24 protein-coding genes are annotated in these 23,143 nt (G+C 68.0%); 9 read left to right on the forward strand and 15 right to left on the reverse strand.

What is annotated here, in order from left to right:
- Nucleotides 1-93 precede the first annotated feature (93 nt).
- From GC106_RS37360 to GC106_RS37375, 4 genes are all read right to left on the reverse strand, one after another.
- Complete coding sequence (locus GC106_RS37360; RefSeq protein WP_173140372.1) at nucleotides 94-1,308, reverse strand: amidohydrolase; 1,215 nt, start codon at nucleotides 1,306-1,308, stop codon at nucleotides 94-96.
- Nucleotides 1,309-1,816: 508 nt separating this feature from the next.
- Nucleotides 1,817-2,224 (reverse strand): cytotoxic translational repressor of toxin-antitoxin stability system, encoded by a 408-nt coding sequence (locus tag GC106_RS37365; protein WP_173140374.1) that lies wholly within the window; start codon nucleotides 2,222-2,224, stop codon nucleotides 1,817-1,819.
- Entirely contained in the window at nucleotides 2,221-2,628 is a 408-nt protein-coding gene (locus GC106_RS37370) for a RelB antitoxin-like protein (protein WP_246367739.1), read from the reverse strand. The genes GC106_RS37365 and GC106_RS37370 overlap by 4 nt, the downstream gene beginning before the upstream one ends.
- A gap of 59 nt (nucleotides 2,629-2,687) precedes the next feature.
- Nucleotides 2,688-3,581 carry an aldose 1-epimerase family protein gene (locus GC106_RS37375; RefSeq protein ID WP_173140376.1) on the reverse strand — a complete coding sequence of 298 codons (894 nt, stop codon included), beginning with the start codon at nucleotides 3,579-3,581 and terminating at the stop codon, nucleotides 2,688-2,690.
- Nucleotides 3,582-3,663: 82 nt separating this feature from the next.
- Between GC106_RS37375 and GC106_RS37380 the strand changes: the two genes are divergently transcribed.
- From GC106_RS37380 to GC106_RS37390, 3 genes are all read left to right on the forward strand, one after another.
- Nucleotides 3,664-4,470, forward strand: coding sequence for a S1 family peptidase (locus tag GC106_RS37380; RefSeq protein WP_173140378.1), 807 nt, complete (start codon nucleotides 3,664-3,666; stop codon nucleotides 4,468-4,470).
- 341 nt (nucleotides 4,471-4,811) lie between these two features.
- The gene (locus GC106_RS37385; RefSeq protein WP_173140380.1) at nucleotides 4,812-5,357 is read left to right on the forward strand and encodes a TetR/AcrR family transcriptional regulator; all 546 of its coding nucleotides are present in this window, start codon (nucleotides 4,812-4,814) and stop codon (nucleotides 5,355-5,357) included.
- Entirely contained in the window at nucleotides 5,357-6,175 is an 819-nt protein-coding gene (locus GC106_RS37390; protein WP_173140382.1) for an MBL fold metallo-hydrolase, read from the forward strand. The genes GC106_RS37385 and GC106_RS37390 overlap by 1 nt, the downstream gene beginning before the upstream one ends.
- Here the strand turns inward: GC106_RS37390 and GC106_RS37395 are convergent.
- The 10 genes from GC106_RS37395 to GC106_RS37440 all read right to left on the reverse strand — a co-directional run bounded on the left by GC106_RS37395 (nucleotide 6,172) and on the right by GC106_RS37440 (nucleotide 15,426).
- Complete coding sequence (locus GC106_RS37395) at nucleotides 6,172-7,572, reverse strand: APC family permease (RefSeq protein ID WP_173140384.1); 1,401 nt, start codon at nucleotides 7,570-7,572, stop codon at nucleotides 6,172-6,174. The two genes, GC106_RS37390 and GC106_RS37395, sit on opposite strands and share 4 nt — an antisense overlap.
- 44 nt (nucleotides 7,573-7,616) lie before the next feature.
- Entirely contained in the window at nucleotides 7,617-8,855 is a 1,239-nt protein-coding gene (locus tag GC106_RS37400) for an MFS transporter (protein ID WP_173140539.1), read from the reverse strand.
- Between the two features lie 315 nt (nucleotides 8,856-9,170).
- Nucleotides 9,171-9,842 carry a pyridoxamine 5'-phosphate oxidase gene (gene pdxH / locus GC106_RS37405; RefSeq protein WP_173140386.1) on the reverse strand — a complete coding sequence of 224 codons (672 nt, stop codon included), beginning with the start codon at nucleotides 9,840-9,842 and terminating at the stop codon, nucleotides 9,171-9,173.
- Nucleotides 9,843-9,956: 114 nt separating this feature from the next.
- Complete coding sequence (locus GC106_RS37410) at nucleotides 9,957-10,664, reverse strand: urease accessory protein UreD (protein WP_173140388.1); 708 nt, start codon at nucleotides 10,662-10,664, stop codon at nucleotides 9,957-9,959.
- Nucleotides 10,661-11,356 carry an urease accessory protein UreG gene (ureG, locus tag GC106_RS37415; RefSeq protein ID WP_246367740.1) on the reverse strand — a complete coding sequence of 232 codons (696 nt, stop codon included), beginning with the start codon at nucleotides 11,354-11,356 and terminating at the stop codon, nucleotides 10,661-10,663. Before ureG ends, GC106_RS37410 begins: the two co-directional genes overlap by 4 nt.
- Nucleotides 11,346-12,011: an urease accessory protein UreF gene (locus tag GC106_RS37420; protein WP_173140392.1), complete on the reverse strand. Its 666-nt coding sequence runs from the start codon at nucleotides 12,009-12,011 to the stop codon at nucleotides 11,346-11,348. Before GC106_RS37420 ends, ureG begins: the two co-directional genes overlap by 11 nt.
- The gene (locus tag GC106_RS37425; protein ID WP_173140394.1) at nucleotides 12,011-13,729 is read right to left on the reverse strand and encodes an urease subunit alpha; all 1,719 of its coding nucleotides are present in this window, start codon (nucleotides 13,727-13,729) and stop codon (nucleotides 12,011-12,013) included. Before GC106_RS37425 ends, GC106_RS37420 begins: the two co-directional genes overlap by 1 nt.
- Nucleotides 13,710-14,024 carry an urease subunit beta gene (locus GC106_RS37430; RefSeq protein ID WP_173140396.1) on the reverse strand — a complete coding sequence of 105 codons (315 nt, stop codon included), beginning with the start codon at nucleotides 14,022-14,024 and terminating at the stop codon, nucleotides 13,710-13,712. Before GC106_RS37430 ends, GC106_RS37425 begins: the two co-directional genes overlap by 20 nt.
- Nucleotides 14,025-14,033: 9 nt before the next feature.
- On the reverse strand, nucleotides 14,034-14,336 hold the full coding sequence (locus GC106_RS37435; protein WP_173140398.1) for an urease subunit gamma: 303 nt from the start codon (nucleotides 14,334-14,336) through the stop codon (nucleotides 14,034-14,036).
- A gap of 142 nt (nucleotides 14,337-14,478) precedes the next feature.
- On the reverse strand, nucleotides 14,479-15,426 hold the full coding sequence (locus GC106_RS37440; RefSeq protein WP_173140400.1) for an ornithine cyclodeaminase family protein: 948 nt from the start codon (nucleotides 15,424-15,426) through the stop codon (nucleotides 14,479-14,481).
- A 180-nt stretch (nucleotides 15,427-15,606) separates the two neighbouring features.
- On the opposite strand from GC106_RS37440, the gene GC106_RS37445 reads away from it, so the two are divergent.
- The 6 genes from GC106_RS37445 (at nucleotide 15,607) to GC106_RS37470 (ending at nucleotide 21,920) form a co-directional block, all read left to right on the forward strand.
- Complete coding sequence (locus GC106_RS37445) at nucleotides 15,607-16,752, forward strand: citrate synthase 2 (protein ID WP_173140402.1); 1,146 nt, start codon at nucleotides 15,607-15,609, stop codon at nucleotides 16,750-16,752.
- 440 nt (nucleotides 16,753-17,192) lie between these two features.
- Nucleotides 17,193-18,422 (forward strand): cytochrome P450, encoded by a 1,230-nt coding sequence (locus GC106_RS37450; protein ID WP_173140404.1) that lies wholly within the window; start codon nucleotides 17,193-17,195, stop codon nucleotides 18,420-18,422.
- A gap of 81 nt (nucleotides 18,423-18,503) precedes the next feature.
- The gene (locus tag GC106_RS37455) at nucleotides 18,504-19,340 is read left to right on the forward strand and encodes an ABC transporter ATP-binding protein (RefSeq protein ID WP_173140406.1); all 837 of its coding nucleotides are present in this window, start codon (nucleotides 18,504-18,506) and stop codon (nucleotides 19,338-19,340) included.
- Nucleotides 19,337-20,146, forward strand: coding sequence for an ABC transporter permease (locus tag GC106_RS37460; RefSeq protein WP_173140408.1), 810 nt, complete (start codon nucleotides 19,337-19,339; stop codon nucleotides 20,144-20,146). Before GC106_RS37455 ends, GC106_RS37460 begins: the two co-directional genes overlap by 4 nt.
- On the forward strand, nucleotides 20,125-21,306 hold the full coding sequence (locus tag GC106_RS37465) for a sensor histidine kinase (RefSeq protein ID WP_312873194.1): 1,182 nt from the start codon (nucleotides 20,125-20,127) through the stop codon (nucleotides 21,304-21,306). The genes GC106_RS37460 and GC106_RS37465 overlap by 22 nt, the downstream gene beginning before the upstream one ends.
- Nucleotides 21,303-21,920, forward strand: a complete 618-nt coding sequence (locus tag GC106_RS37470) for a response regulator (RefSeq protein ID WP_173140410.1) — start codon at nucleotides 21,303-21,305, stop codon at nucleotides 21,918-21,920. The genes GC106_RS37465 and GC106_RS37470 overlap by 4 nt, the downstream gene beginning before the upstream one ends.
- A 69-nt stretch (nucleotides 21,921-21,989) precedes the next feature.
- Here the strand turns inward: GC106_RS37470 and serC are convergent, their stop codons facing one another.
- Nucleotides 21,990-23,126: a phosphoserine transaminase gene (serC, locus tag GC106_RS37475; protein ID WP_173140415.1), complete on the reverse strand. Its 1,137-nt coding sequence runs from the start codon at nucleotides 23,124-23,126 to the stop codon at nucleotides 21,990-21,992.
- Nucleotides 23,127-23,143: the final 17 nt, after the last annotated feature.

Here is a 23,143-nt window from a genome sequence, read left to right on the forward strand (position 1 = left end):
CCCTCTGAGTACGCTGGAAATCGGGGGGCCGTGGCCGCCCAAAGCCGTGTAGACCACCTCGCCGAAACGGTCGGCAAGGCGGCCTTCACGCCGTCATCGCTCGCTGTAGAACGGGCTCTTGGTGATGCCTTCGCCCTTGGCGTCGTCGTAGTGGTAGACCTCGTTGCCCTCGATGAAGACGCGGACCGCGCGGCTCATCACATCCAGAGGATCACCGGACCAGATCACCACATCCGCGTCCAGGCCGGGCTTGAGAGCGCCGACCCGGTCGTCGAGGCTCAGGATCTCGGCGGGGTTGATCGTGATCGAGCGCAGGGCCGTGTCCGTGTCGAGGCCTTCCTTCACGCACAGGGTCGCCTGGTGCACCAGGAAGTCGATCGGCACGACCGGGTGGTCCGTGGTGATCGCGATCTTCACGCCGGCCCGTGCCAGGATGCCGGGGTTGCGCAACGAGCGGCGGTTGACCTCGACCTTGCTGCGGCTGGTGAACAGCGGGCCGATGATCACCGGGATGCCGCGCTCGGCGATCAGGTCGGCGATCAGGTGCCCTTCCGTACCGTGGTTGAGCACCAGGCGGTAGCCGAACTCGTCGGCGAGCCTGATCGCGGTGGCGATGTCGTCGGCCCGGTGGCTGTGCTGGCACCACGGGACCTCGCCGCTGAGCACCAGCGCCAGCGTCTCCAGGGTGTTGTCGCGGTCGAACGGCTTGTCCTCGCTGGCCGCCTGGTCACGCTTCTTGACGTAGTCCTGGGCCTGGGTCAGCGCGTCACGGATCACCGCTGCGACGCCGAGCCTGGTCGACGGGAGTTTCTTCTGCTCGCCGTAGACCCGCTTCGGGTTCTCCCCGAGCGCGCTCTTCACGCTGCACGGGGTGCGGATCAGCATTTCGTCGACCGTGCGGCCCCACGCCTTGATCGCGGCCGTCTGCCCGCCGATCGGGTTGCCCGAGCCGGGCTTGACGACCAGCGTGGTGACCCCACCGGCCAGCGCGTCCCGCAGGCCCTGGTCGTCGGGGTTGATCCCGTCGATCGCCCGCAGCCTGGCGCCGTTCGGGTCGGTCATCTCGTTGTAGTCACGGCCCTCCCAGCCGAGACCTTCCTCACCGATACCGGCGTGCGCGTGCGCCTCGACAAAACCCGGCAGCACCCACGAGCCCGACGCGTCGACGATCTCGGCGTCGTCCGGCACATCGACATCGGCATCCGCACCGACCGCGACGATCTTGCCGTTCTCGATCAGCACGATGCCGCCCTCGATGGGCTCGCTCGTTACAGGTACAACGTATCCACCCGTGATTGCGACTGTCACGGATGGACACCGTACTAGTCCGGACCCGGTCGGGGTGCGGAACCGGCAGCCGGAACATCTCCCAGCGGCACGTCCGGGCTGCTGCCGCGAGGTGGGACGACGGCTGTTTCGCCCCGCCGGAGCCGGATCTCGATGGTGCTTCGTCCGCCATGGCAGCGTGCGTCCGTGTTCGTCCCGTACGTCCACTTCGCCGGAAGTCCGTGACACAGGGCCAAAGGCGCACTGGCGCGGCCGCGGCCCCTGATCCACTCGGCCCGGTAGGACGCGTCAGCGCGAAGGCTCCTGTGACGTTTCTCCTTGTCGCACAAGCCATCTTGCGCAACTGGGCCCGTCTTGTGGTGGTCGCGTCCAAGATGGACCCGCCGACGGTCCGTTCCTCCATGAGGCCTACACCGAGCGGACACACGGTGCCGGAAAGGTCGACACGGGGTGCCGGAAAGGCGGACACGGGGTGCCGGAAAGGCGGACACGGGGTGCCGGAAAGGTCGACACGAGGTGCTGGAGTGGGTCAGAGGGTGTCGGACTGTTCCCAGTAGGCGTCTATTCGGGCTATGGCTTCCTTTCTGGTCATGGCGGCGACCGCTCGCTCGGAGAGGCCTAGGCGGGTGATGAGCAGGTGGACCAGGTCGACGGGGAGGGCGTCGGGGCGGGGTTTGGCGATACCGCGGTCGGGCTTCTCGTTGTCGTGGACGCAGGCCCAGAACGTCGGTTCGTCGACCTCCAGTTGGTCACGCAGGATGTGGTGCCACAGTTCGGGCCCGTACGACGTGTCCCTGGCCGAGAGGCGGGTGCGCAGGACGCGTCCATCGGGTAAGCCGAGCTCGTAGGTGGTACGACCCGCGGAGCGGACGCCTATCCACCCTTCGTTCGTGCAGAAGCGGTCGTGGTCGGCCGGGGTCGGCGCCTGCTCGCTCACTCAGCGACCCCAACCAGCCATTCGCGGAGCTGGGCGTCGTCGCTCAGGCCGATCAGCTGGACGAGGCCCCAGTTGTCACGGTGGTTGGGGGTTTCCAAGAGCCGCTCCTGCCAGTCTTGGGCGTACTCGCGCAACGACGTGATCATCTCGGCGATGGCCTCGTCGAAAGTCGCACCGTCGGCCGAGATCGGTAACCCGGGGATGAACACGGACCAGCCGCCGGACTCCGCGACCACGTGAGCCCGGGGCTGGTTCATGCTGACCAAGACGTGTTGCAGCCGAACGACATCGACCACCGCGGTGCGTGCGTGGTCGCGGCGGATGGTCGCCACCCGTCCTTTTTCCGCCGCGTCCAGCAGGTCCTTGAGATGGGTGCGGGCGTCGGTGTAACTGTCGAAGTGCATGACGTTCCCTCTCGGTCGGGGTCCATTTTCGCCGACCATGGTCAGGTACGTCAAGTACTTCAGGTACTTAGCGGGGTGATTCCCCAGCGTCCCGCCCAGGACTCCCCGGGCGCCAGCGTGATCAGGTCCGTGCCCGAGTTCAGCGCGTCCGGCGGGCACGTCATCGGCTCGACGGCGATCGCCCGGCCGCGCCCGGGGTAGTCGCCGGGCGTGAACACCTGAACCCACTTGAAGTCGGGATCGGCCCACAGCTCGACGCCACCGGACGGGCCCGACACCACGTGCCGGACAAGACCATCTTCCCCGGGCAGGCAACCACCGAACGGGGTGTCCAGCTGCACGCCACGCAGCGGCCGCGGGGCAAGGAAGTCGTACTCGGTGCCCACGACGGGAACAGCAGGCCCGTTCGGGACCATCCGATCGGGGTCCAACGGCAGCACAGTCGTCGCAGCCAGCTGCAACGTGCACGAGTCTGTCGCGTCATTGCCCGCGCGGGGATACGGGTGGGTACCGACACCGAACGGCGTCGGCCGGTCGCCGATGTTATGCACTCCGTGCGTAACGGTGAGCCCGGTGTCGTCCAGCGCGTACTGGACCGTGGTGCGCAGCCGGACGGGCCAACCGGCCTGCGGCTCGATCTCGACCTCAAGGGAGACCGACGACGCCACATGCTCCAGGACCGTCCACTGTAGACGTCGAACCAGGCCGTGGATGGCGTTGCCGCGCGCGGGCTCGGTGACGTCCAGCTGCTGAAGCTCGCCGTCGAGGTGCCATCGGCCGCCCGCTGTCCGGTTCGGCCACGGCACCAACACCACGCCGGCGCCGAACGGTGGCGTCTCGCCGTAACCGAAAGTCTCGCTGTACGGCACGCCGTCGACTTCGTAGGCCCGCAGGCCCGCGCCGGTTTCAGTGATCACGGCCCGAGCGGCGCCGTGCACGATCTCCAGACTCATGATTTGCAGCCTAACGGCGGGTGGTACTCGGCACGCGGAGCGTTGACGCTGGAGGTCCCTGCGATTTCGGAAGGACCCTGCCATGTTCAAGCGTGTTGCTGGCACGCTCTTCGCAGCCCTGTCGATCAGCGCTCTCGCGGCCGTCCCGGCCAGTGCCGTCCAGGCCGACTTCACCGGCATCGTGGCACTGAGCAACTGCTCCGGCTCGGTCGTGCGGCCGCCCGCCGCGAAGGACACCGACCCGGCGCTGGTGATGTCCAACGGACACTGCGTGAAGTTCATGGGCGCCAACGAAGTGATCCTCAACCAGGCGTCGACGCGGACGTTCACCCTGCTGAACGGCGCGGGCCAGAACCTCGGGACGCTGCGCGCGACCAAGCTGGCCTACGCCACGATGAAGGACACGGACGTCTCCTTCTACCAACTGAGCCAGACGTACGCGCAGATCCAGCAGCAGTACGGTTCCCGCGCGCTGGAACTGACCACGACGCGCCCGGCCGCTGGGACGAGCATCCAGGTCGTGTCGGGCTACTGGAAGCGGATCTACAACTGCCGGATCGACGGTTTCGCCTACCAGCTCAAAGAGGACGTCTGGACGTGGCGTGACTCGGTGCGCTACGCGTCGCAGTCCTCGTGCAACACGATCGGTGGCACGTCGGGCTCGCCGGTGATCGACACCGCTTCGGGCAAGGTCGTCGCGGTCAACAACACGGCGAACGAGAGCGGCGGCCGCTGCACGCTGAACAACCCGTGCGAGGTCAGCCAGTCCGGCCAGGTGACGGTCCGCTCCGGTTACAAGTACGGCCAGCAGATCCACAACATCCCGGCCTGCATCGGCGCGGGCAACCAGTTCACCCTCACCGCATCGGGCTGCACCCTGCCCCGATAACGCACCCGGCTCCCCTGAACGGCAGAACGACAAAACCCGCCATTCAGGGGAGCCCTTGTTTTCACGGTAGCGCGTGGGTCTGACAGTTTCCGCCGCTCACCGGGCTGACCTGGGGACCTGGCTGCTCCTCGGCCAGTTCCAGGTCCAGATCCACCGCCCCAAGCGCGCTACCGCAAGCCCGCCGCTCCAACTCCGCTACCCCAACTCGACTTGTTCCAGGCCCACCGCTCCAGCTCCACCGCGGCAACCCACGCCACTGCCGATCACACGGGCGCCGCCCTAATCCGGGCGGCGCCCATTCCCCGGTCGCGCGGTAGTAGACCAGTCTGTATAGTCACCGCATGCCCAAGAAGAACGACACGCGTGAGCGGGTGCTGAAGACAGCGGCGGCGCTGTTCCGGACCCAGGGGTATCACGCGACGGGCCTGAACCAGGTGCTGGCCGAGGGTGGCGCCCCGAAGGGCTCGCTGTACTTCCACTTCCCGGGCGGCAAGGAGCAACTGGCCGTCGAGTCGCTGCGACTGTCCGGCGGTGAGCTGTCCGAGCGGTTCAGGCAGACGCAGTCGCTCGACGAAGTCCTGGAGTTGCTGGGGAAACGGCTTGTCGAGTCGGACTTCCGGGAGGGATGTCCGATCGCGACAGTCGCGTTGGACGCGGCGGCCGACAGCGAACAGATCCGGCAGGCGTGCGACGGCGCCTACGCGGGCTGGGAACGTGTCATCGCGGATTCCTTGGCAGAACAAGGGATCAAGAACGCCGAAGCGCTCGCGACGACCGTTCTCGCGGCGATCGAGGGGGCACTGCTGCTCGCCAGGACGCGCAAGGACCTGGCGCCGCTGAGGCAAGTCGGGCACCACCTGAAGCTGTTGATCGAGAAGGAGCGATGATGCGCGTCCACCACCTCAACTGCGGGACCATGCACCCGTTCGGCGGCAAACTGCTCGACGGCAGGCCGGGCATCCTGCGGCGCGGCACGATGATCTGCCACTGCCTGCTGATCGAGACGAACGACGGCCTGGTTCTCGTCGACACGGGCATCGGGCTCGACGACATCGCGAACCCGGGCGGCTCGCTGACCCGCGAGTTCCGGCTCGTGGCCAATCCTGTTCTGAAAGAAGAGGAAACGGCGGCGCGGCAGGTCGTCAGCCTCGGGTACCGGATCGAGGACGTCCGGCACATCGTTCCCACGCACCTGGATTTGGACCACGCCGGTGGTTTCCGTGACTTCCCGCATGCCAAGGTGCACATCTACGCCGAGGAACTGCGCAACGCCACGGCGCAGGCCACCGCGAGGGACCGTTCACGATTCCGCAAGGCACAGTGGGAACACGCGGACTTCGAGAGCTACGACGCGACCGGCGACGAGTGGTTCGGCTTCGACGCGGTCCGCAACCTCAAGGGCCTGCCGGAGGAGATCCTGCTCGTTCCGTTGCGCGGACACACTCTCGGGCACGCGGGGGTGGCGGTCGACACCGGGGAGAAGTGGTTGCTGCACTGCGGCGACGGTTACTTCTCGCACAGCGAGATGGACTGGCGCAACCCGCACTGCCCGCCGGGGCTGGCGCGGTTCCAGAAGATCGTGGAGACCGAGCGCGCGTCGCGGGTGCACAACCAGCAACGGCTCCGCGAACTCGTCCGGGACCACGGCGACCGGGTCGAGGTCTTCAGCGCCCACGACCCGGCCGAACTCGCGCGGTACCGCTAGTCCCTGCCCTTGCCCAGGGCCTCCGGGTTCACCTCGACCTTCTGTCCCTTGGCCTTGGTGTAGAAGTAGTTGATCACCCAGAGCAGCAGGCCGACGCCGAGCAGGATGCCTGCGACGCCGTACTCCCTGTCCGGCCTGCCGGACAGGCCGGGGATGACGAGGTACGCACACAGGCACGCCGCCACGACCGCCACGACGGTCGGGGTGCGGAAGTGCTTGTGCGCGACCTTGTCCCGGCGCAGCACCAGAACCGCGATGTTGACGATGGTGAAGACCGCGAGCAGCAGCAGTGACGTGGTCCCGCCGAGCCCGCCGATGTCCACTGTGGACACCAAGATGACCGCGAGCCCGGTGGTGAACAGGATCGACACCCACGGCGTGCGCCGGAACGGATGCACGGTCCCCAGTGCGCGCGGGATGATCCGCTCGTTGGCCATGCCGTAGAGCAGCCGGCTCGCCATCATCATGTTGATCAACGCCGAGTTGATCACGGCGAGCATGCCGATCGCGGAGAACACCACGTGCGGGAAGCCCGGCGCACCGACGTCGAGCACCTTCAGCAGCGCCGAACTGCCCGCCGTCTTCAGCTGGTCCGAGGGCACCAGCAGCGACGACGTGATCGCGACGAGGATGTAGATGGTCGCCGCGATGACCATGCCCCACAGCAACGCCTTCGGGAAGATCCGGGCAGGCTCGCGGCATTCCTCGGCCATGTTGACCGAGTCCTCGAACCCGACCATCGCGAAGAACGCCAGCGAGGTCGCCGAACTGATCGCGACCAGCCAGGTCTGGTCCGCGGTGTTGAGCTCGGTGAGCCTGCTGCTGTCGCCGTCGCCGTTGGCGACCGCGTACACGCCGACCGCGATGATGATCAGCAGACCGGACAGCTCGACGCACGTGAGCACCACGTTGGCCTTGACCGACTCGCTGACCCCGCGGAAGTTGATCAGTGCGATCAGCAGCACGAACAGGATCGCGATCAGGGTGGTCCGCAGTTCGGAGGCGGTCAGGCCGAAAGTTCTGACCATGTAGGTCTCACCGAACGCGACCGCGGCCGAGGACGCCGACGTGATGCCGGAGCACATCACCGCGAACGCGACCATGAACGTGAGGAACTGGATTTTGAACGCCCGGTGCGTGTACAGCGCCGCGCCCGCCGCTTTCGGGTACTTGCCGACCAGTTCCAGGTAGCTGAACGCGGTCATGAAGGCCACCACGAACGCGATCAGGAACGGCAACCACAGCGCGCCGCCGATCTTCCCGGCGACCTGCCCGGTCAGTGCGTAGATCGTCGTACCGAGGATGTCCCCCACGACAAAGAACAGCAGAAGCTTCGGTCCGATGGCCCGCTTGAGCTCCGGTTGCCCGGTGGCCTGTTCCTTGATCCCTTCCGTCATTCCTGGGAGTGTGCCGTAACTCACTGACGATTCGGGTAACGACATCACTCGTTCGGCGTAGCGACTTCCTTATCAGCTCGGTAACGCCAGAACGCGGAGAGCCAGATGGCCGCGCCGACGGTCAGGACGATCACGAGGAATCCGCCGCCTGCCGAAGCGACGGTGGTGCCTGTGGCCGCGGCGGTCCAGCCGTGCGTGAGGTCGGCGAGCCGCGGCCCACCTGCGACGACGACGGTGAAGACGCCCTGCATCCGGCCGCGCATCTCATCCGGCGCGGCGGTCTGCAGGATCGACGACCGGTACACCGCGCTGACCATGTCGGCGGCACCGCCGATCGCGAGGAACACCACGGCCAGCCACAGCGAGCCGGACAGACCGAACCCGGCCATCGCGGCACCCCAGACGCACACCGCGACGATCACGCCGACACCGTGCCGGTTGATCTTCGACAGCCAGCCGGACGCCAGCCCCATCACGAACGCGCCGAGCGGAATCGCGGCGTACAACCACCCGAGCGCGACGCCACCACCCGGCGGATCACCGAACGTACGCTCGGCCATCTCCGGAAACAGGGCACGCGGCATGCCCGCGACCATCGCGATGATGTCCACGAGGAACGACGCGAGCAGCACGGACCGCCCTGCGAGATACCGGAATCCGTCGGCGACGTCGCGCAGCCCGGCCCGTCTGATCTCCCCGCTGAGCGGTGGCAACGGTGGCAGGCGCCACACCGCCCACATCGCCAGGATCAGCGCGACCGAGTCGATCAGGTACAACGTGGACAGACCGAGGACCGGCAGCAGCACACCGGCCAGCAGCGGGCCGAGCACCGAGCCGAACGTGAAGACCGTTGAGCCCAATGCCATCGCGGACGGCATCAGCTCGGCGGGCACCAGCCGGGCGATCGCGGCCGAGCGGGTCGGCATGTTGACCGCGAAGAACGACTGCTGCAATCCCAGCAACAGCAGGACGATCCAGACCGAGTTCAGCTCCATCGCGGCCTGCAGCCACAGCAGCACCGAGCTCAGCGCGATGCCGGAGTTGGTGATCAGCAGCAGTTTGCGGCGGTCCATCATGTCGGCGATCGCGCCGCCCCACAGCCCGAAGACCAGCAGCGGCACCAGCGCGACCGCGCCGGTCAGTCCGACAAAACCGGACGATCCGGTCAGATCGAACACCTGCTTGGGTACGGCGACCGCGGTGAGCTGCGCGCCCATGGACGTGACCGCCGTGGACATCCATAACCGGCGATAAGGCCGTACACGCAGGGGGCGAACGTCCATCACCAGGTCACGTAGGGCCACGTCCCAGAAGCTTAGGACCCCTAACCATTTCGGCGAACGTGATTTTCACCCCCGGCAGCCCTCGCCCTGCCAACCAGGCCATGTCCCCATCAGACCCGCCGGAACCGCCATCCCCACCCAATCCGACAAATCCCGCCATTCAGGGGAGCCCTTGATTTCACGTTAGCGCGGAGGTCCGACAATTCACCCGCGCACGACCGGCCAGTCACCCAGGGCACCGACGGCCGGCTGGAAAACCCTGAACACGACGACGCCCCCGGTCCAAGCTGACCGGGGGCGTGCGTCCAAGACGGGTCACGGGCCGAGGCGCTCGACCTTCCAACCGTCGCGCGTCAGCTTGTAACGCAACCGGTCGTGCATGCGGTTACGGCGGCCCTGCCAGAACTCGACGATCTCCGGCCGGATCCGCCAGCCGCCCCAGTGCGGGGGTACGGGTACCTCTTCGGCGTCGGCGAACTGGCGCTGGATGTTGGCCAGGGAGGAGTCCAGGGTGTGCCGGCTGTTGACCACGACGGACTGCGGCGAGGCCCAGGCGCCGAGCTGCGACTCGCGTGGACGGCTGGCCCAGTAGGCGGCGGTCTCGGCGGCGTCGACCTTCTCCACAGTGCCGCGGACGTGTGCCTGGCGCTGCAAGGAGTACCAAGGGAAAGTGGCCGAGGCGTAGCGGGTGGCCATGAGCTCATGGCTCTTGGTGGACGTGTAGTTGGTGAAGAACACGACACCGCGCTCGTCGAGTCCCTTGGCCAACACGGTCCGTGACGACGGCCTGCCCTGCGGATCGGCGGTGGCCAGCACCATCGCGTTCGGTTCGACCACCCCTTGCTGTGCAGCCTGGTCGAGCCAGTACTGCAACTGCTCGTACCACGTCGCCGCCAGCTCGGATTCGTCGAGACTGCCGCCTTCGTAGTGCGCACGCATCGTCGGTAGGTCGAGCGTGATGTTGGACGTGATGTCGGCGTCCGTCATGCCTATCACCCTCCGCCTCGGGATCTCCTTGGTTCCCAAGGACGTTACGGGTTCCGGGCGTCCGGAGAAACAGCACGAACGGTGATTACACCCACGCGGAGCGAACGAAATCGATCAACCAGATCGATTCAGCAAGCCGATCATGCGCTGGGCGGCGACCGCGTCGTGGGCCAGCGCGGTCGCCAGCGACCCACCGGCGGCCAGCGGCACGAGCGAGCACCATTCCCCGGCGACGGCCGAAGGCGGATCTTCATAGCCCACACGGAGATCAGTCGCGAGCACACGCCGCCCGGCGAGCACGGCCGGGCTCGCGATCAACGAGTCGATCTCCAGCCGTTGGCTGAGCACCGGGCGCTCGCCGCGGCGGACGGTCGTCTCGCTGGTCAGCCGGCCCGGGGATTCGCCTTCCCGGCCGAGGACAAGCATTTCCCGCACGATCAACCGGGCGGACGGTTCCAACGATCCGGTGAAGACCGCCGCGTGATGCGCACGCTGCGTGACCACCGTGGCTTCCGGCAAGTACTCCACTGTGGACCCCTCGGCCGCCTCGACGTGCACGGTGAACCGGCTCAGCGCGGGCTTGGGCCCGGGCAACACGAGACTCGCGGCCACACCGGCGATCCGCAACGCCGCGCCGGGCCCCGCGATCAGGGTCAGGTCGAGTTCGTCGCCGCCGAGCGGGGCCGACGCCGAGTTGACCAGATGCACCAGACCTGGTTTGCCACGATGCGGAACGAGAGTGAGCGGGGACTGGGATCGCAGTTCCCGCAACACTGTCCGCCCGTCGACCAGCTCGGCGACGACCCGCGCGTGCGCCTTCATCCCGTGCGCACAGGCAACTGGGAGCGCACCCAGTCCGCGACAACGGGCGCGTCGGGCGTCTCGGCCAACGACTGCGCGATCACGGGCAGTTCGCCGCGCATCCGGGCCGCGTCCGAGGCCATCACCTCCAGGTCGGCGCCGACCAGCGGGGCGAGGTCGATCTTGTTGATCACAAGCAGGTCGGCCGTGGTCACGCCGGGACCGCCCTTGCGCGGCACCTTGTCGCCGCCGGCCACGTCGACCACGAAAATCTGCCGGTCGACCAGGCCACGGCTGAACACCGCTGTCAGGTTGTCGCCGCCGCTCTCGATGATCACCAGTTCCAGCCCCGGGTGCCGCTCCTCCAGCGTTTCCACGGCGTCCAGGTTGGCGGTGATGTCGTCGCGGATCGCGGTGTGCGGGCAGCACCCCGTCTGCACGGCCTCGATCCGGTCGACGTCCAGCACACCCGCGCGACGCAGGAAGTCCGCGTCCTCGGTGGTGTAGATGTCGTTGGTGACCACGGCGAGGTTCAGCTCGCCCCGGAACGCGCGGCACAACGCGGCGGTCAACGCCGTCTTGCCACTGCCGACCGGACCGCCGATACCGATCCGGTACGCGCGCCCCTGTTCGGCCGCGGGTTCGTGGTGATCCGGCTCGGACCAGGTCGGGTCGAAGTTCACCGGGTGGGTGTGGACGTGATCAGCTTGCAAAGAGACGCACCTCTTCCTTGTGATGACGCACATGCGCCTCCGCCAACAAATCCAGCCCCGGCGCTCCCGGGCCGGGCAGGTCGGCGGGTGGCAGACCGGCCACGGACACCGCACGGTCGGCGACGGCCTGGATCGCCTCACCGAGCCGGGTCACTTGCGCGTTCACCGCGAACGGATCCAGGCCCAGCAACCGGATCGCCGCGCTCGCGGGCCCGCTCACCGAAAGGTACGCGGCCGTCAACGCGGCATCGGCCGACGATCCCCCGGCGATGCCGGTCAGCGCACCGAGGACGATCGCGTGGTGTGGCCGAGGAGTGGCCTGTACCAAGGAATCCAGCACTGGTGACGGCCACGCTCGACGACCCGCGCGAACGGTGGCGCGGCCTTGTGCTCGCGAAGCCTCGCGTTGAGCGGGCGACGGCGTCCGCGCGTCCAGCTCCTCGTCCAAAGTAGACCATTCGTGGCACTTGACCGAAGCCGCGGCGAAGATCGCGGCCAGCTCCCCGGCCGTGCGCAGGCGTCCGGCCAGGAACAGGCCCAGCGACCGGATGTCGCTGACGAGCCCGCGCGCGGCGGCCTCCTCGAGACCGCCGGAGTGCACGTGCCCGCCGCCCGGGAACCGGGAGTCGGACAGGACGAGCGCGACGGTGTGCATCAGAACAAGAAGTAGCGTTGTGCCATCGGCAGTTCCGCCACCGGCCGTGGTTCGATCAGCTCGCCGTCGACGTGCACCGCGAAGCTGTCCGCGTCCACCCGGACGTCCGGCATCGCGTCGTTGAGCAGCATGTCCGACTTGCGCACGTTGCGCGTGCTGCTCACAGCGACCAGTTCCCGGCCGATACCGAACACGTCGGCCACATCGGACTCCAGCGCCTCCGGCGCGACGAAGTGCAGTCCGCTGGCGAGCGCGACCGAAGGCGCGGCGCCGAACATCGGCCTGGCGTAGACCGGTTGCGGGGTGGGGATCGAGGCGTTCGCGTCGCCCATCGCCGCCCACGCCGTGAATCCGGCCTTCAGCACGACGTGCGGCCGGACACCGAAGAACTTCGGTTCCCACAGCACGAGGTCCGCCAGCTTGCCGACCTCGACCGAGCCGACCCACTTGTCGATGCCGTGCGCGATCGCGGGATTGATCGTGTATTTGGCGACATATCGACGCGCCCGCATGTTGTCCGCGGCCGTGTCACCGGGCAGCGATCCGCGGCGGTCCTTCATCACGTGCGCGGTCTGCCACGTCCGGATGATCACCTCGCCGATCCGGCCCATCGCCTGGGAATCCGAGCTGATCATCGAGATCGCACCCATGTCGTGCAGCACGTCCTCGGCCGCGATCGTGGTCGGCCGGATCCGGGACTCGGCGAACGCCAGGTCCTCGGGCACCGAAGGATTCAGGTGATGGCACACCATGAGCATGTCCAGGTGCTCGTCCAGGGTGTTCGCGGTGTGCGGACGCGTCGGGTTCGTCGACGACGGCAGCACGTTCGGCTCGGAGACCACGCGGATGATGTCCGGCGCGTGCCCGCCGCCCGCGCCCTCGGTGTGGTACGCGTTGATCGACCGGCCGCCGATCGCCTCCAAAGTGGACTCGACGAACCCGGCTTCGTTCAGGGTGTCGGTGTGGATCGCGACCTGCACGCCGGACTCGCCGGCGACGGTCAGGCACGCGTCGATCGCGGCCGGGGTCGTGCCCCAGTCCTCGTGCAGCTTGAAACCACCGGCGCCGCCACGCAGTTGCTCGCGCAGGCCTTCCTGGCTGACCGTGTTCCCCTTGCCCAGCAACATGACATTGACGGGCTGTGCCTGCATTGCCTGAAGCATCCGGCCGAGGTTCCACGCTCCCGGCGTGACCGTGGTGGCCTTGCTGCCTTCCACCGGGCCGGTGCCGCCGCCGATCATCGTGGTCAGGCCCGAAGCCAGCGCTTGGTCGGTCAGCTGCGGGCAGATGAAGTGCACGTGGCAGTCGATGCCGCCCGCGGTCAGGATCTTCCCGTTGCCCGCCAGGACTTCCGTGGACGGGCCGACCACCAGCGCCGGGTCGACGCCGGCCATCACGTCGGGGTTGCCCGCTTTGCCGATGCCGACGATCCTGCCGTCCCGCACGCCGACGTCGGCCTTGACCACGCCCCAGTGATCCAGGATCACCACGCCGGTGATCACCAGGTCGGGCGCGCCGTCCGCCCGGGTCGCCATGCCCTGGCCCATCGACTCGCGGATCACCTTGCCGCCGCCGAAGATCACCTCGTCGCCCGCGCCGGCGCCCATGCTGCGGTCCTCGGTGACCTCGATCAGCAGGTTCGTGTCCGCCAGCCGGATCCGGTCGCCGGTGGTCGGGCCGAAGAGCTCGGCGTACCGCTCACGATCGATCGAGGTCACCGGACCACTCCTTCCGAAGCCCTGGCACCGTGCGGTTTCCCGCGATCGGCACGAGGTCCACCTCGCGCTCGACGCCTGGTTCGAAGCGCACCGACGTGCCCGCGGGCACGTCGAGCCGGTGGCCCCACGCGGCCTCACGGTCGAAATCCAGCCCCGGATTGACCGCGGCGAAGTGGTAGTGCGAGCCGACCTGCACCGGCCGGTCGGCGGTGTTGCGGACCGTGAGGCGGACGCGGGGCCTGCCCGGGTTCAGCTCGATCGGCTCGTCGGCCGGGATGATCTCGCCTGGACGCACCTGGGCTCCCTAGATGATCGGGTCGTGCACGGTGACGAGCTTCGTGCCGTCCGGGAAGGTGGCCTCGACCTGCACCGCGTCCACCATCTCCGGCACGCCGTCGAGCACCTGGTCACGGCTGAGCACGTGCCGTCCGCTCTCAACCAGGTCGGTGACCGTGCGGCCGTCGCGCGCGCCCTCCAGCACGTGGTCGGTGATCAACGCGACCGCTTCCGGGTAGTTCAGCTTCACGCCCCGGTCCAGCCGCCTGCGGGCGACGTCGGCCGCCACGTGGATCAGCAGCTTGTCCCGTTCGTGCGGGGTCAGGTGCATGACGAAGGTCTATCACCGCACCGGGCCTGTGTCCCGATCTGGAAACACAGGTGTAACTCGGAGCGGGCGCTGCCCCTGAAACCCCTCGTGAGTGTTTATCAGTGTTAGAACACGGATAAACACTCACGAGGGGTCGCTGCTGTCACAGCGGCACGTCGACGCCGACGCCCAGCTCGGCAGCCCGGCGCAACACGTGGTCGGCGGCGTACAGGTCCTCGGTGGCGATGCCCAGCGACCGGAACATCGTGATCGCGTCCGGACCGGAGCGGCCGGTGGCCTTGCCGATCAGCAGGTCCCCGAGTTCACCGCGGACGTCCGGCGGGTCGATCTGGAACTCCTTGGCCTCGCCTTGGACGGACTGCATCGCGTCGACGTAGAGCTCGGCTGCCTTGGCGGTTCGCGTGTCGACTTCCTGATGGTGCACGGTGCTCGCGCCCACGGCGTTGACGTGCGTGCCGGGACTGAGCCAATCCCGTTGCACGACAGGCTCTTTCGAAGTCGTCACGGTCACGACGATGTCCGCGTCCCGGACGGCTTGCTCGGCGCTGCCGACTGCTTTCAGGTCGAAGGCGACGTCCATCCGCTCCACCAGCGCGGGCGCGGATCGCGGCGAGAACACGCGCGCTTCTTTGATGTCCCGGACCAGAGGAATGGCGCGCAGATGCGCCTCGGCCTGCACACCGGCGCCGATGATCGCGAGCGTTTCGGCGTTTTCCCTGGCCAGCAACCGGGTCGCCAAGGCGGACACCGCGGCGGTCCGGATTTCGGTGATCGCCGAAGCGTTCAGAAAAGCCAGCGGCTCGCCGGTGACACCGTCGAAGAGGATGACCGCGCCCTGGTGCGTGTCCATCCCGCGTCCCGGATTGTCCGGCACGATGCACAACAGTTTTGTGCCGAAGATCGCGTGTTCCCCGCCACGGTAAGCGGGCATCCACACACCGAACGCATTCGTGGCGGACGGCGTGAACACTTTCCGCAGCGGCTGCTCGACCAGGCCCTCCGCCCTGGCGCGGAGGGCCGCGGCCATCACCTCGACGCACTCGCTCATCGGCAGTGCGCGGTGGACGTCCGCCGCGGAGAGGATTTGCATGCACGCAGGACTATCACACTGAATCGTTCACGGAATCGTGACACAAGCCACGGCGCGCGTCATTGCGGACACCGGCCCGGGAGGAGAAGTGTTTGGGTTGAGCCCGCGCAGTGTCGCCGACTCGTATCCGGACGCCGGCGCGGCGCGTATCAAGTCGGGGTTTCGGAAAGGCGACCGCGTATGTCGACACCAACAGTGAATTCATCGCACGTCGGCTCCGAGGACGACGGTTACAAACCGGGTCTCGAGGGAGTCATCGCGTTCCGCACGCAGATCGCCGAGCCCGACCGGGACGGCGGCGCGTTGCGGTACCGCGGCGTGGACATCGAGGACCTGGTCGGGCACGTGACGTTCGGCAACGTCTGGGCGTTGCTGGTGGACGGCCGGTTCGGGCCCGGACTGCCGCCCGCCGAGCCGTTCCCGATCCCGGTGCACACGGGGGACGTCCGGGTGGACGTCCAGGCCGCGCTGGCGATGCTGGCGCCGATCTGGGGATTCCAGCCCCTGCTGGACATCACGGACCTCGAAGCCCGCGCGCAACTGGCCCGCGCGTCGGTGATGGCACTGTCCTATGTAGCGCAGTCGGCCCGCGGGATCGGCCACCCGGCGGTGCCGGAAAGCCGGATCAACGAGTGCGAGACGATCACCGAGCGCTTCATGACCCGCTGGCGTGGCGAGCCGGATCCCGCGCACATCAAGGCGATCGACGCGTACTGGGTGTCCGCGGCCGAGCACGGCCTGAACGCGTCCACGTTCACCGCACGTGTCATCGCCTCGACCGGCGCGGACGTGGCGGCGGCACTGTCCGGCGGAATCGGCGCGATGTCCGGCCCACTGCACGGCGGCGCGCCCGCCCGCGTGCTGCCGATGATCGAAGCGGTCGAGCGTTCCGGGGACGCCCGCGGGTTCGTGAAGGGCATCCTCGACCGGCGTGAACGGCTGATGGGCTTCGGCCACCGGGTCTACCGGGCCGAGGACCCGCGCGCCCGCGTGCTTCGGCGTACGTGCCGCGAGCTCGGAGCGGCACGCTACGAGGCCGCGGCGGCTCTGGAAGAAGCCGCGCTGGCGGAGTTGCGCGAACGCCGCCCAGACCGCGCGATCGAGACGAACGTCGAGTTCTGGGCCGCGGTGATCCTGGACTTCGCCGAGGTCCCGCCGCACATGATGCCCGCGATGTTCACGTGCGCCCGGACGGCCGGCTGGTGCGCGCACATCCTCGAGCAGAAGCAGACCGGCAAGCTGATCCGCCCCTCCGCCCGGTACACCGGGCCCGAGCCGCGGCGCCCGGACGAGGTCGACGGCTGGGACTCCATCGCCCACCACTGAGATCGATTCGCGATGCGGCATCAGGGTGCTCCCCGATGCCGCATCGAGGCATTCAGGCGGAACAGAAGGCATTCCCGGACTTCGCGGCTGGTCCCTGACCAGAGCGCCAAGAGATGACGAAGGCGCCAGAACTGACCGAGCAGAAGCCAAGACCAAGACGCTAAAGCCGAGGCCGAACAAACCCGGTCGAGCCGTCCAACACCGCCCCCAACCATCCCCCACCACTCCCGGGGGGCGACCCCGAACCCATTCTACCGGTGGTAGCGCGTGGGCAAAGGGCTACCGAGCGGTTGTGGACAACCAGATTCGCGAACGGACCGTTCGTACGGATTGGCGGCATCAACGGGTCCGGATTCCGGCCGGCCCTGGCGCGACCTGGCCGCTGTGGTGAACATTTCTGTACAGTTGTGAACAGAGATGTTCACCACGGAGGGATCACAATGCTGTCGTTCAGTGAAGTCCGGACGATCGCCACCTCGCTCGCCATCCGGGGCACGACGAGCCTCCTCGCCGATGCGGGCGACCTGGTGTGCGCGATCGACAGCGGGCGCTACCAGGGGAATCCCTATCCGCTGTACGAGCGGATACGTGCGGCAGGCCCGGTCTACAGAGGACTCTCCGGCACCTACGCACTCACCTCGCACGCGGCGATCTCCGCCGCCCTGCGGGATCCGCGGTTGCGGGTCCGCAAGACCTCGGGCCGGTTGGCCGGGGCGTCGACGAACGCGCTCGCGGACACCTTCCTGTCCATGGACGAGCCGGATCACGGCAGGTTGCGCCGCATCGCCGCGCCGGCGTTCCGGCCGAAGCTGATGCGACAGATGCGAGCGGGCATCGAGGCCACCACCCATCGCCTGGTCGACCGGCTGAACGACGAGTTCGACCTGATGACCGACTTCGCAGCACCGCTTCCGATCGCCGTGATCAGCGACCTGTTGGGCATCCCCGAAGCTGACCGCACGCGGTTCGCGCACTACGGCCAGATCGTCGGCCGGGCGTTCGACGGGCTCGGGAACCGCGGTCTGGTGCGTGAGTACCAGGCCGCCGTGGCGGACCTGCGGAACCTGTTCACGCGACTGATGAACGAGCGACGCACCAACCCGGGCGAGGACGTGATCAGCGCCCTTGTCCAAGCCGAGGACCTGACCGCGGACGAACTGATCGCCACGTGCCGTCTGCTGCTGCTCGCCGGATTCGAGACGACCGTGAACCTGATCGGCAACGCCGTCGTGCTGTTCGACAGCCACCGAGACCAGTGGGATCTGCTGAAAGGACAGCCGAATCTCGCGCCGCGGGCGGTCGAGGAGGTGCTGCGGTTCGAGTCGCCGGTCCCGGCGCTGTTGCGCCATCCGCATGAGCCGTTCGAGATCGGCGGCCGGGTGGTTCCGGTGGACGGCGACTTGGTGGTCCTGCTCGCCGCCGCCAACCGGGATCCCGAAGTGTTCACCGAACCGCACCGGTTCGACATCACGCGTGAAGATGCCGTCGAGCACCTCGCGTTCGGCGGCGGCGCGCACTACTGCCTCGGCGCTCCACTGTCGCGTCTGGAGGGTGACGTGGCGCTGCGCACGCTCGCCGAGCAGTTGCCAGGGCTGCGGCTGACCGGTGCGCCTCTGCGCCGCAAGTCCACCGTGGTGCGCGGCTACCTGCACGTTCCGGTCACGAAGTAGTCGGTGTCCACCGATCGGTGGACACCACGATTCAGTCCTGCGGTCGTCCCGCCGGAACTGTCCCGGCTGGACGATGGGGGCATGACGGCGATACACGTTCGCGGGCTGCGCAAGGCGTACCCGAAGATCCAGGCGGTGGCCGGGATCGACCTGGACATCGAACGCGGTGAGGTGTTCGCGTTACTCGGGCCCAACGGCGCCGGCAAGACCACGACGGTGGAAATCCTCGAGGGACACCGGAAACGTGACGAGGGCACGGTGTCGGTACTCGGCCAGGACCCGGGCACCGCCGGCCGGGAGTGGCGGGCCAGGCTCGGCATCGTGCTGCAGACCGCGACGGACGCCGCGGAACTGTCCGTCCGGGAGACGATCCGGCACTTCGCGCGGTACTACCCGCGGCCACGGCAGCCCGAGGACGTGATCGAACTCTGTGGCCTGGAAGAAAAAGCGGGCGCACGGGTGAAGAGCCTGTCCGGCGGGCAGCGCAGGCGGCTGGACGTCGCACTGGGCATCGTCGGCACGCCTGAGCTGCTCTTCCTGGACGAGCCGACCACCGGCTTCGACCCGCAGGCGCGCAGGCAGTTCTGGGGCCTGATCCAGAAACTCGCCGCGGACGGCACCACCATCGTGCTCACCACGCACTACCTCGACGAGGCCGAGGCGTTGGCCGACCGGGTCGCCGTCATCTCCCGCGGCGAGATCGTCGCCCAGGGCCCGCCGGGTGAGCTCGGCGGGCGCGCGACCAGGGAGGCCGTCGTGCGCTGGTTCGACCGCGACGGTGAGCAGGAAGTCCGTACGCCGACGCCGACCAAGCTGATCGGCGAGCTCTCCCTTGGGGGTGGGGAGCTCGCCGGTCTCACCGTCACCCGGCCGACGCTCGAAGAGGTCTACCTCGACCTGGTCGGAGGCACCCGATGACCACCGTACACCTGCCGTCGCCGCTGAGCATCGGGCTGGCCCGTGGTGTGGTGGAACTGAAGTCGTTCTTCCGCGTCAAGGAACAGGCCCTCTTCACCTTCTCCTTCCCCGCGCTGATCCTCGCGATCCTCGGATCGGTCTTCGACCGGGAGATCGAGGCCGGGGTGACGGCCGGCCAGGTCCTCACCGCGAGCATGGTCGGCGCGGGCATCATCGCGACCTCGTTCGTGAACCTGAGCATCAGCGTCGCCCTCGACCGGGAGGACGGCACCCTGCTGCGGTTGCGCGGGACGCCGATGCCGCTGCTGTCCTACTTCACCGGCAAGATCATCCTGGTGTTCGTGGCGAGCCTCGCCGAGACCGTGCTGGTGCTCGGGGTCGGCGTGCTGCTGTTCGACCTGCCGCTGCCCAGCGACCCGGCGAAGTGGCTGACGTTCGCGTGGGTGTTCGTGCTCGCGGTGGTCAGTTGCTCACTGATCGGCATCGCGACGGCGTCGTTGGCGAAGTCCGCGCAGAGCGGCGCGGCTGTGTCGAACGTGCCGTACGTGTCGCTGCAGTTCATCTCCGGCGTCTACGTCAGCCCGATCACGATGCTGCCCGCGGGTATGGTCACAGTGGCGTCGTTCTTCCCGATCAAGTGGACCGCGCAGGGATTCCGGTCGGTGTTCCTCCCGGACAGCATGACCAAGTACGAGATGGCGGGAGCATGGGAACTCGGCAAAACCGCACTGGTCCTTGGCGCCTGGTGCGTCGTCGGTCTCGTGCTGTGCCTGATGACGTTCCGGTGGAGCAACAAACGCCGGTGACCGAAGCGGCCGACCGTTACTTCTGGCTGTGGGACACGTTCTTCGCACTCGTCTACGTCACGGTTGTCCTCTTGGTTCTGTTCATGGCCGAGGGAGCGACCACGGCTGAGCGCGCGGGTTCGATCGTGCTGTTGACCATCATCGCGGCCTGCTACGCCTTCTTCGGCAGGCGCGAGATGCACGCCGAACGATTCGGTTGGCGGCTCAACCTGTTCGTCGGCATCCTGTTCTGTTGCCTTGTCGCGTCGGCGTTCCTGGTGCCGATCACCCAGTACAGCTTCTTCGGCGTGATCCCGCTGCTGTTCATGAGCTTGCGGTTGACCGTGGCGATCGTGCTGGTCGCGATGTCCATCGTGGTGACGACGCTGTTCGCGACCTTAGGCGATCCGTACACGAACTGGCTGGCCACCGGCGTGGCGATCGGGATCAGCACGCTCTTCTCGGTGATGATCGGCATCTGGATCGACAAGGTGGTCCGGCAGAGCACCGAACGCGGCGAGCTGATCAAGCAGTTGGAGGCCAGCCAGGCGGAGGTCGCCCGGCTGTCGCGGGAGGCCGGCGTCGCCGGGGAACGCGAGCGGCTGGCGGGCGAGATCCACGACACCCTGGCCCAGGGCTTCACCAGCATCGTCACGTTGGTGCAGGCCGCGGAATCCGAACTCGGCAGGGACGAAACGCAGGTACGTAAGCATCTGGCGCTCGCGTTGCGGACCGCGCGGGAGAACCTGTCCGAATCCCGTGCCCTGGTCGCGGCCCTGGCGCCGGCCGAGCTGGCCGAGAGTTCGGTGCTGGACGCGATCCGGCGGCAGGCGGCCAAGCTGACCGAGGAGACCGGTGTCTCGGCCGAGGTCGCCGTGCAGGGTGAGCGGCGGCCGTTGGCGACCGGGATCGACGTGGTGCTGCTGCGGACCGTGCAGGAGTCACTGTCCAATGTGCGCAAGCACGCCGACGCGCGCAGTGTCGAGATCGTACTGTCCTATCAGGAGAGTTCAGTCGTGCTGCTGGTCACCGACGACGGCAAGGGCTTCGACCCGGCCGCGGTGACCAGCGGGTTCGGGTTGCGCGGGATGCGGTCGCGGATCGAGCACGTCGGTGGCGCGTTGTCGGTGACCAGCTCGACCGGCTCGGGCACCACCGTCGAACTGGAGGTGTGCACGTGATCAAGGTGCTGCTCGTCGACGACCACCCCGTGGTGCGGGAAGGGTTGCGCGGCATGCTCGACGCCGAGCCGGATCTGGTGGTGGTCGGCGAGGCCGGGTCCGGCGAGGAGGCCGTGGCCATGGCGACGGCGGCACGTCCCGACGTCATCCTGATGGACCTGCGGATGCCCGGCCTGGACGGCGCGGGCGCCACCGAGAAGATCACGTCCCTGAACATCGGCAGCCGTGTCATCGTGCTCACGACGTACGAGACGGACGCGGACATCCTGCGCGCCGTCGAGGCGGGCGCGACCGGCTACCTGTTGAAGGACGCGTCCCGTGCCGAACTGGCCGGTGCCATCCGGGCCGCGACGCGAGGCGAAACCGTGCTGGCGCCTTCCGTGGCCGGGCGGCTGATGCGGCGGATGCGCCAGCCCGCGCAGCAATCCCTGAGCGCGCGGGAGATCCAGGTGCTCCGGCTTGTCGCGAAAGGACAGACCAACGCGGAGATCGGAGCCTCGCTGCACATCAGCGAGACCACCGTGAAGACGCACCTGCTGCGCGTGTTCAACAAGCTCGGCGTCTCCGACCGGACCGCGGCCGTCACCACCGCCATGTCCCAAGGCATCCTCTGAAAAACCCCTCGTGAGTGTTTATCCGGGTTAGAACACGGATAAACACTCACGAGGGGTGAGCTGGGGTTTTCAGCCGAGCTGGTCGACGACCCACTCGATGGCGTTGGTCAGGATGGTGACGTCGTCCGGCTCGATCGCCGGGAACATCGCCACCCGCAGCTGGTTGCGGCCCAGCTTGCGGTACGGCTCGACGTCGACGATCCCGTTGGCGCGCAACGCCTTCGCCACGGCGGCGGCGTCCACGTCCTCGGCGAAGTCGATCGTGCCGACGACCTGCGAGCGGTGCGCCGGGTCGGCCACGTACGGCGTGGTGTACGCGGTCTTGTCGGCCCAGTTGTACAGCCGCGACGACGAGTCCGCGGTCCGGCCGGTGGCCCACGACAGGCCGCCGTTGCCGTTGATCCACTCGATCTGGTCGGCCAGCAGGAACAGCGTGGCCACCGACGGCGTGTTGTACGTCTGGTCCTTGACCGAGTTGTCCAGCGCCGTGGGCAGCGACAGGAACTCCGGCACCCAGCGGCCGCTCGCGGCGATCGAGGAGACCCGCTCCAACGCCTTCGGCGACATCAGGGCGATCCACAGGCCGCCGTCCGAGGCGAAGTTCTTCTGCGGCGCGAAGTAGTAGACGTCGAAGTCCGCGGCATTGACGGGCAGACCGCCCGCGGCGCTGGTGGCGTCGATCGCGATCAGCGCGTCGTCCGAGCCTTCCGGCCGGAGCACCGGCATGGCCACGCCGGTCGACGTCTCGTTCTGCGCCCAGCCGACGAGGTCGGCGCCCTCGGCGTAGGTGATCTCCGGAGCGGTGCCCGGCTCGGCCTTGATCACGATCGAGTCGGACAGGAACGGCGCGGTCTGGGTGACCTTGGCGAACTTCGAGGAGAACTCGCCGTTGGTGAAGTGCTGGGCCTTGTCGTTCACCAGGCCGAACGCGGCCGCGTCCCAGAACGCGGTGGTACCGCCGTTGCCGAGCACGACCTCGTAGCCGTCCGGCAGCGAGAACAGCTCACGCAGGCCCGAGCGGACCCGGCCGACCAGGGACTTGACCGGCTTCTGGCGGTGCGAGGTACCCATGTACGCGGCACCTTCGCTAGCCAGACGCGCCAACTGCTCGGGCCGGACCTTGGACGGGCCGCAGCCGAAGCGGCCGTCGGATGGCTTGAGCTCGGCGGGCAACTGCAGCGTGGTCGGATCAACGGTCTGCGTCATGGCGCCTCTTCGGGGAT

This window comes from Kibdelosporangium persicum, assembly GCF_013280595.1.
In the GTDB taxonomy this organism is placed as follows: domain Bacteria; phylum Actinomycetota; class Actinomycetes; order Mycobacteriales; family Pseudonocardiaceae; genus Kibdelosporangium; species Kibdelosporangium persicum.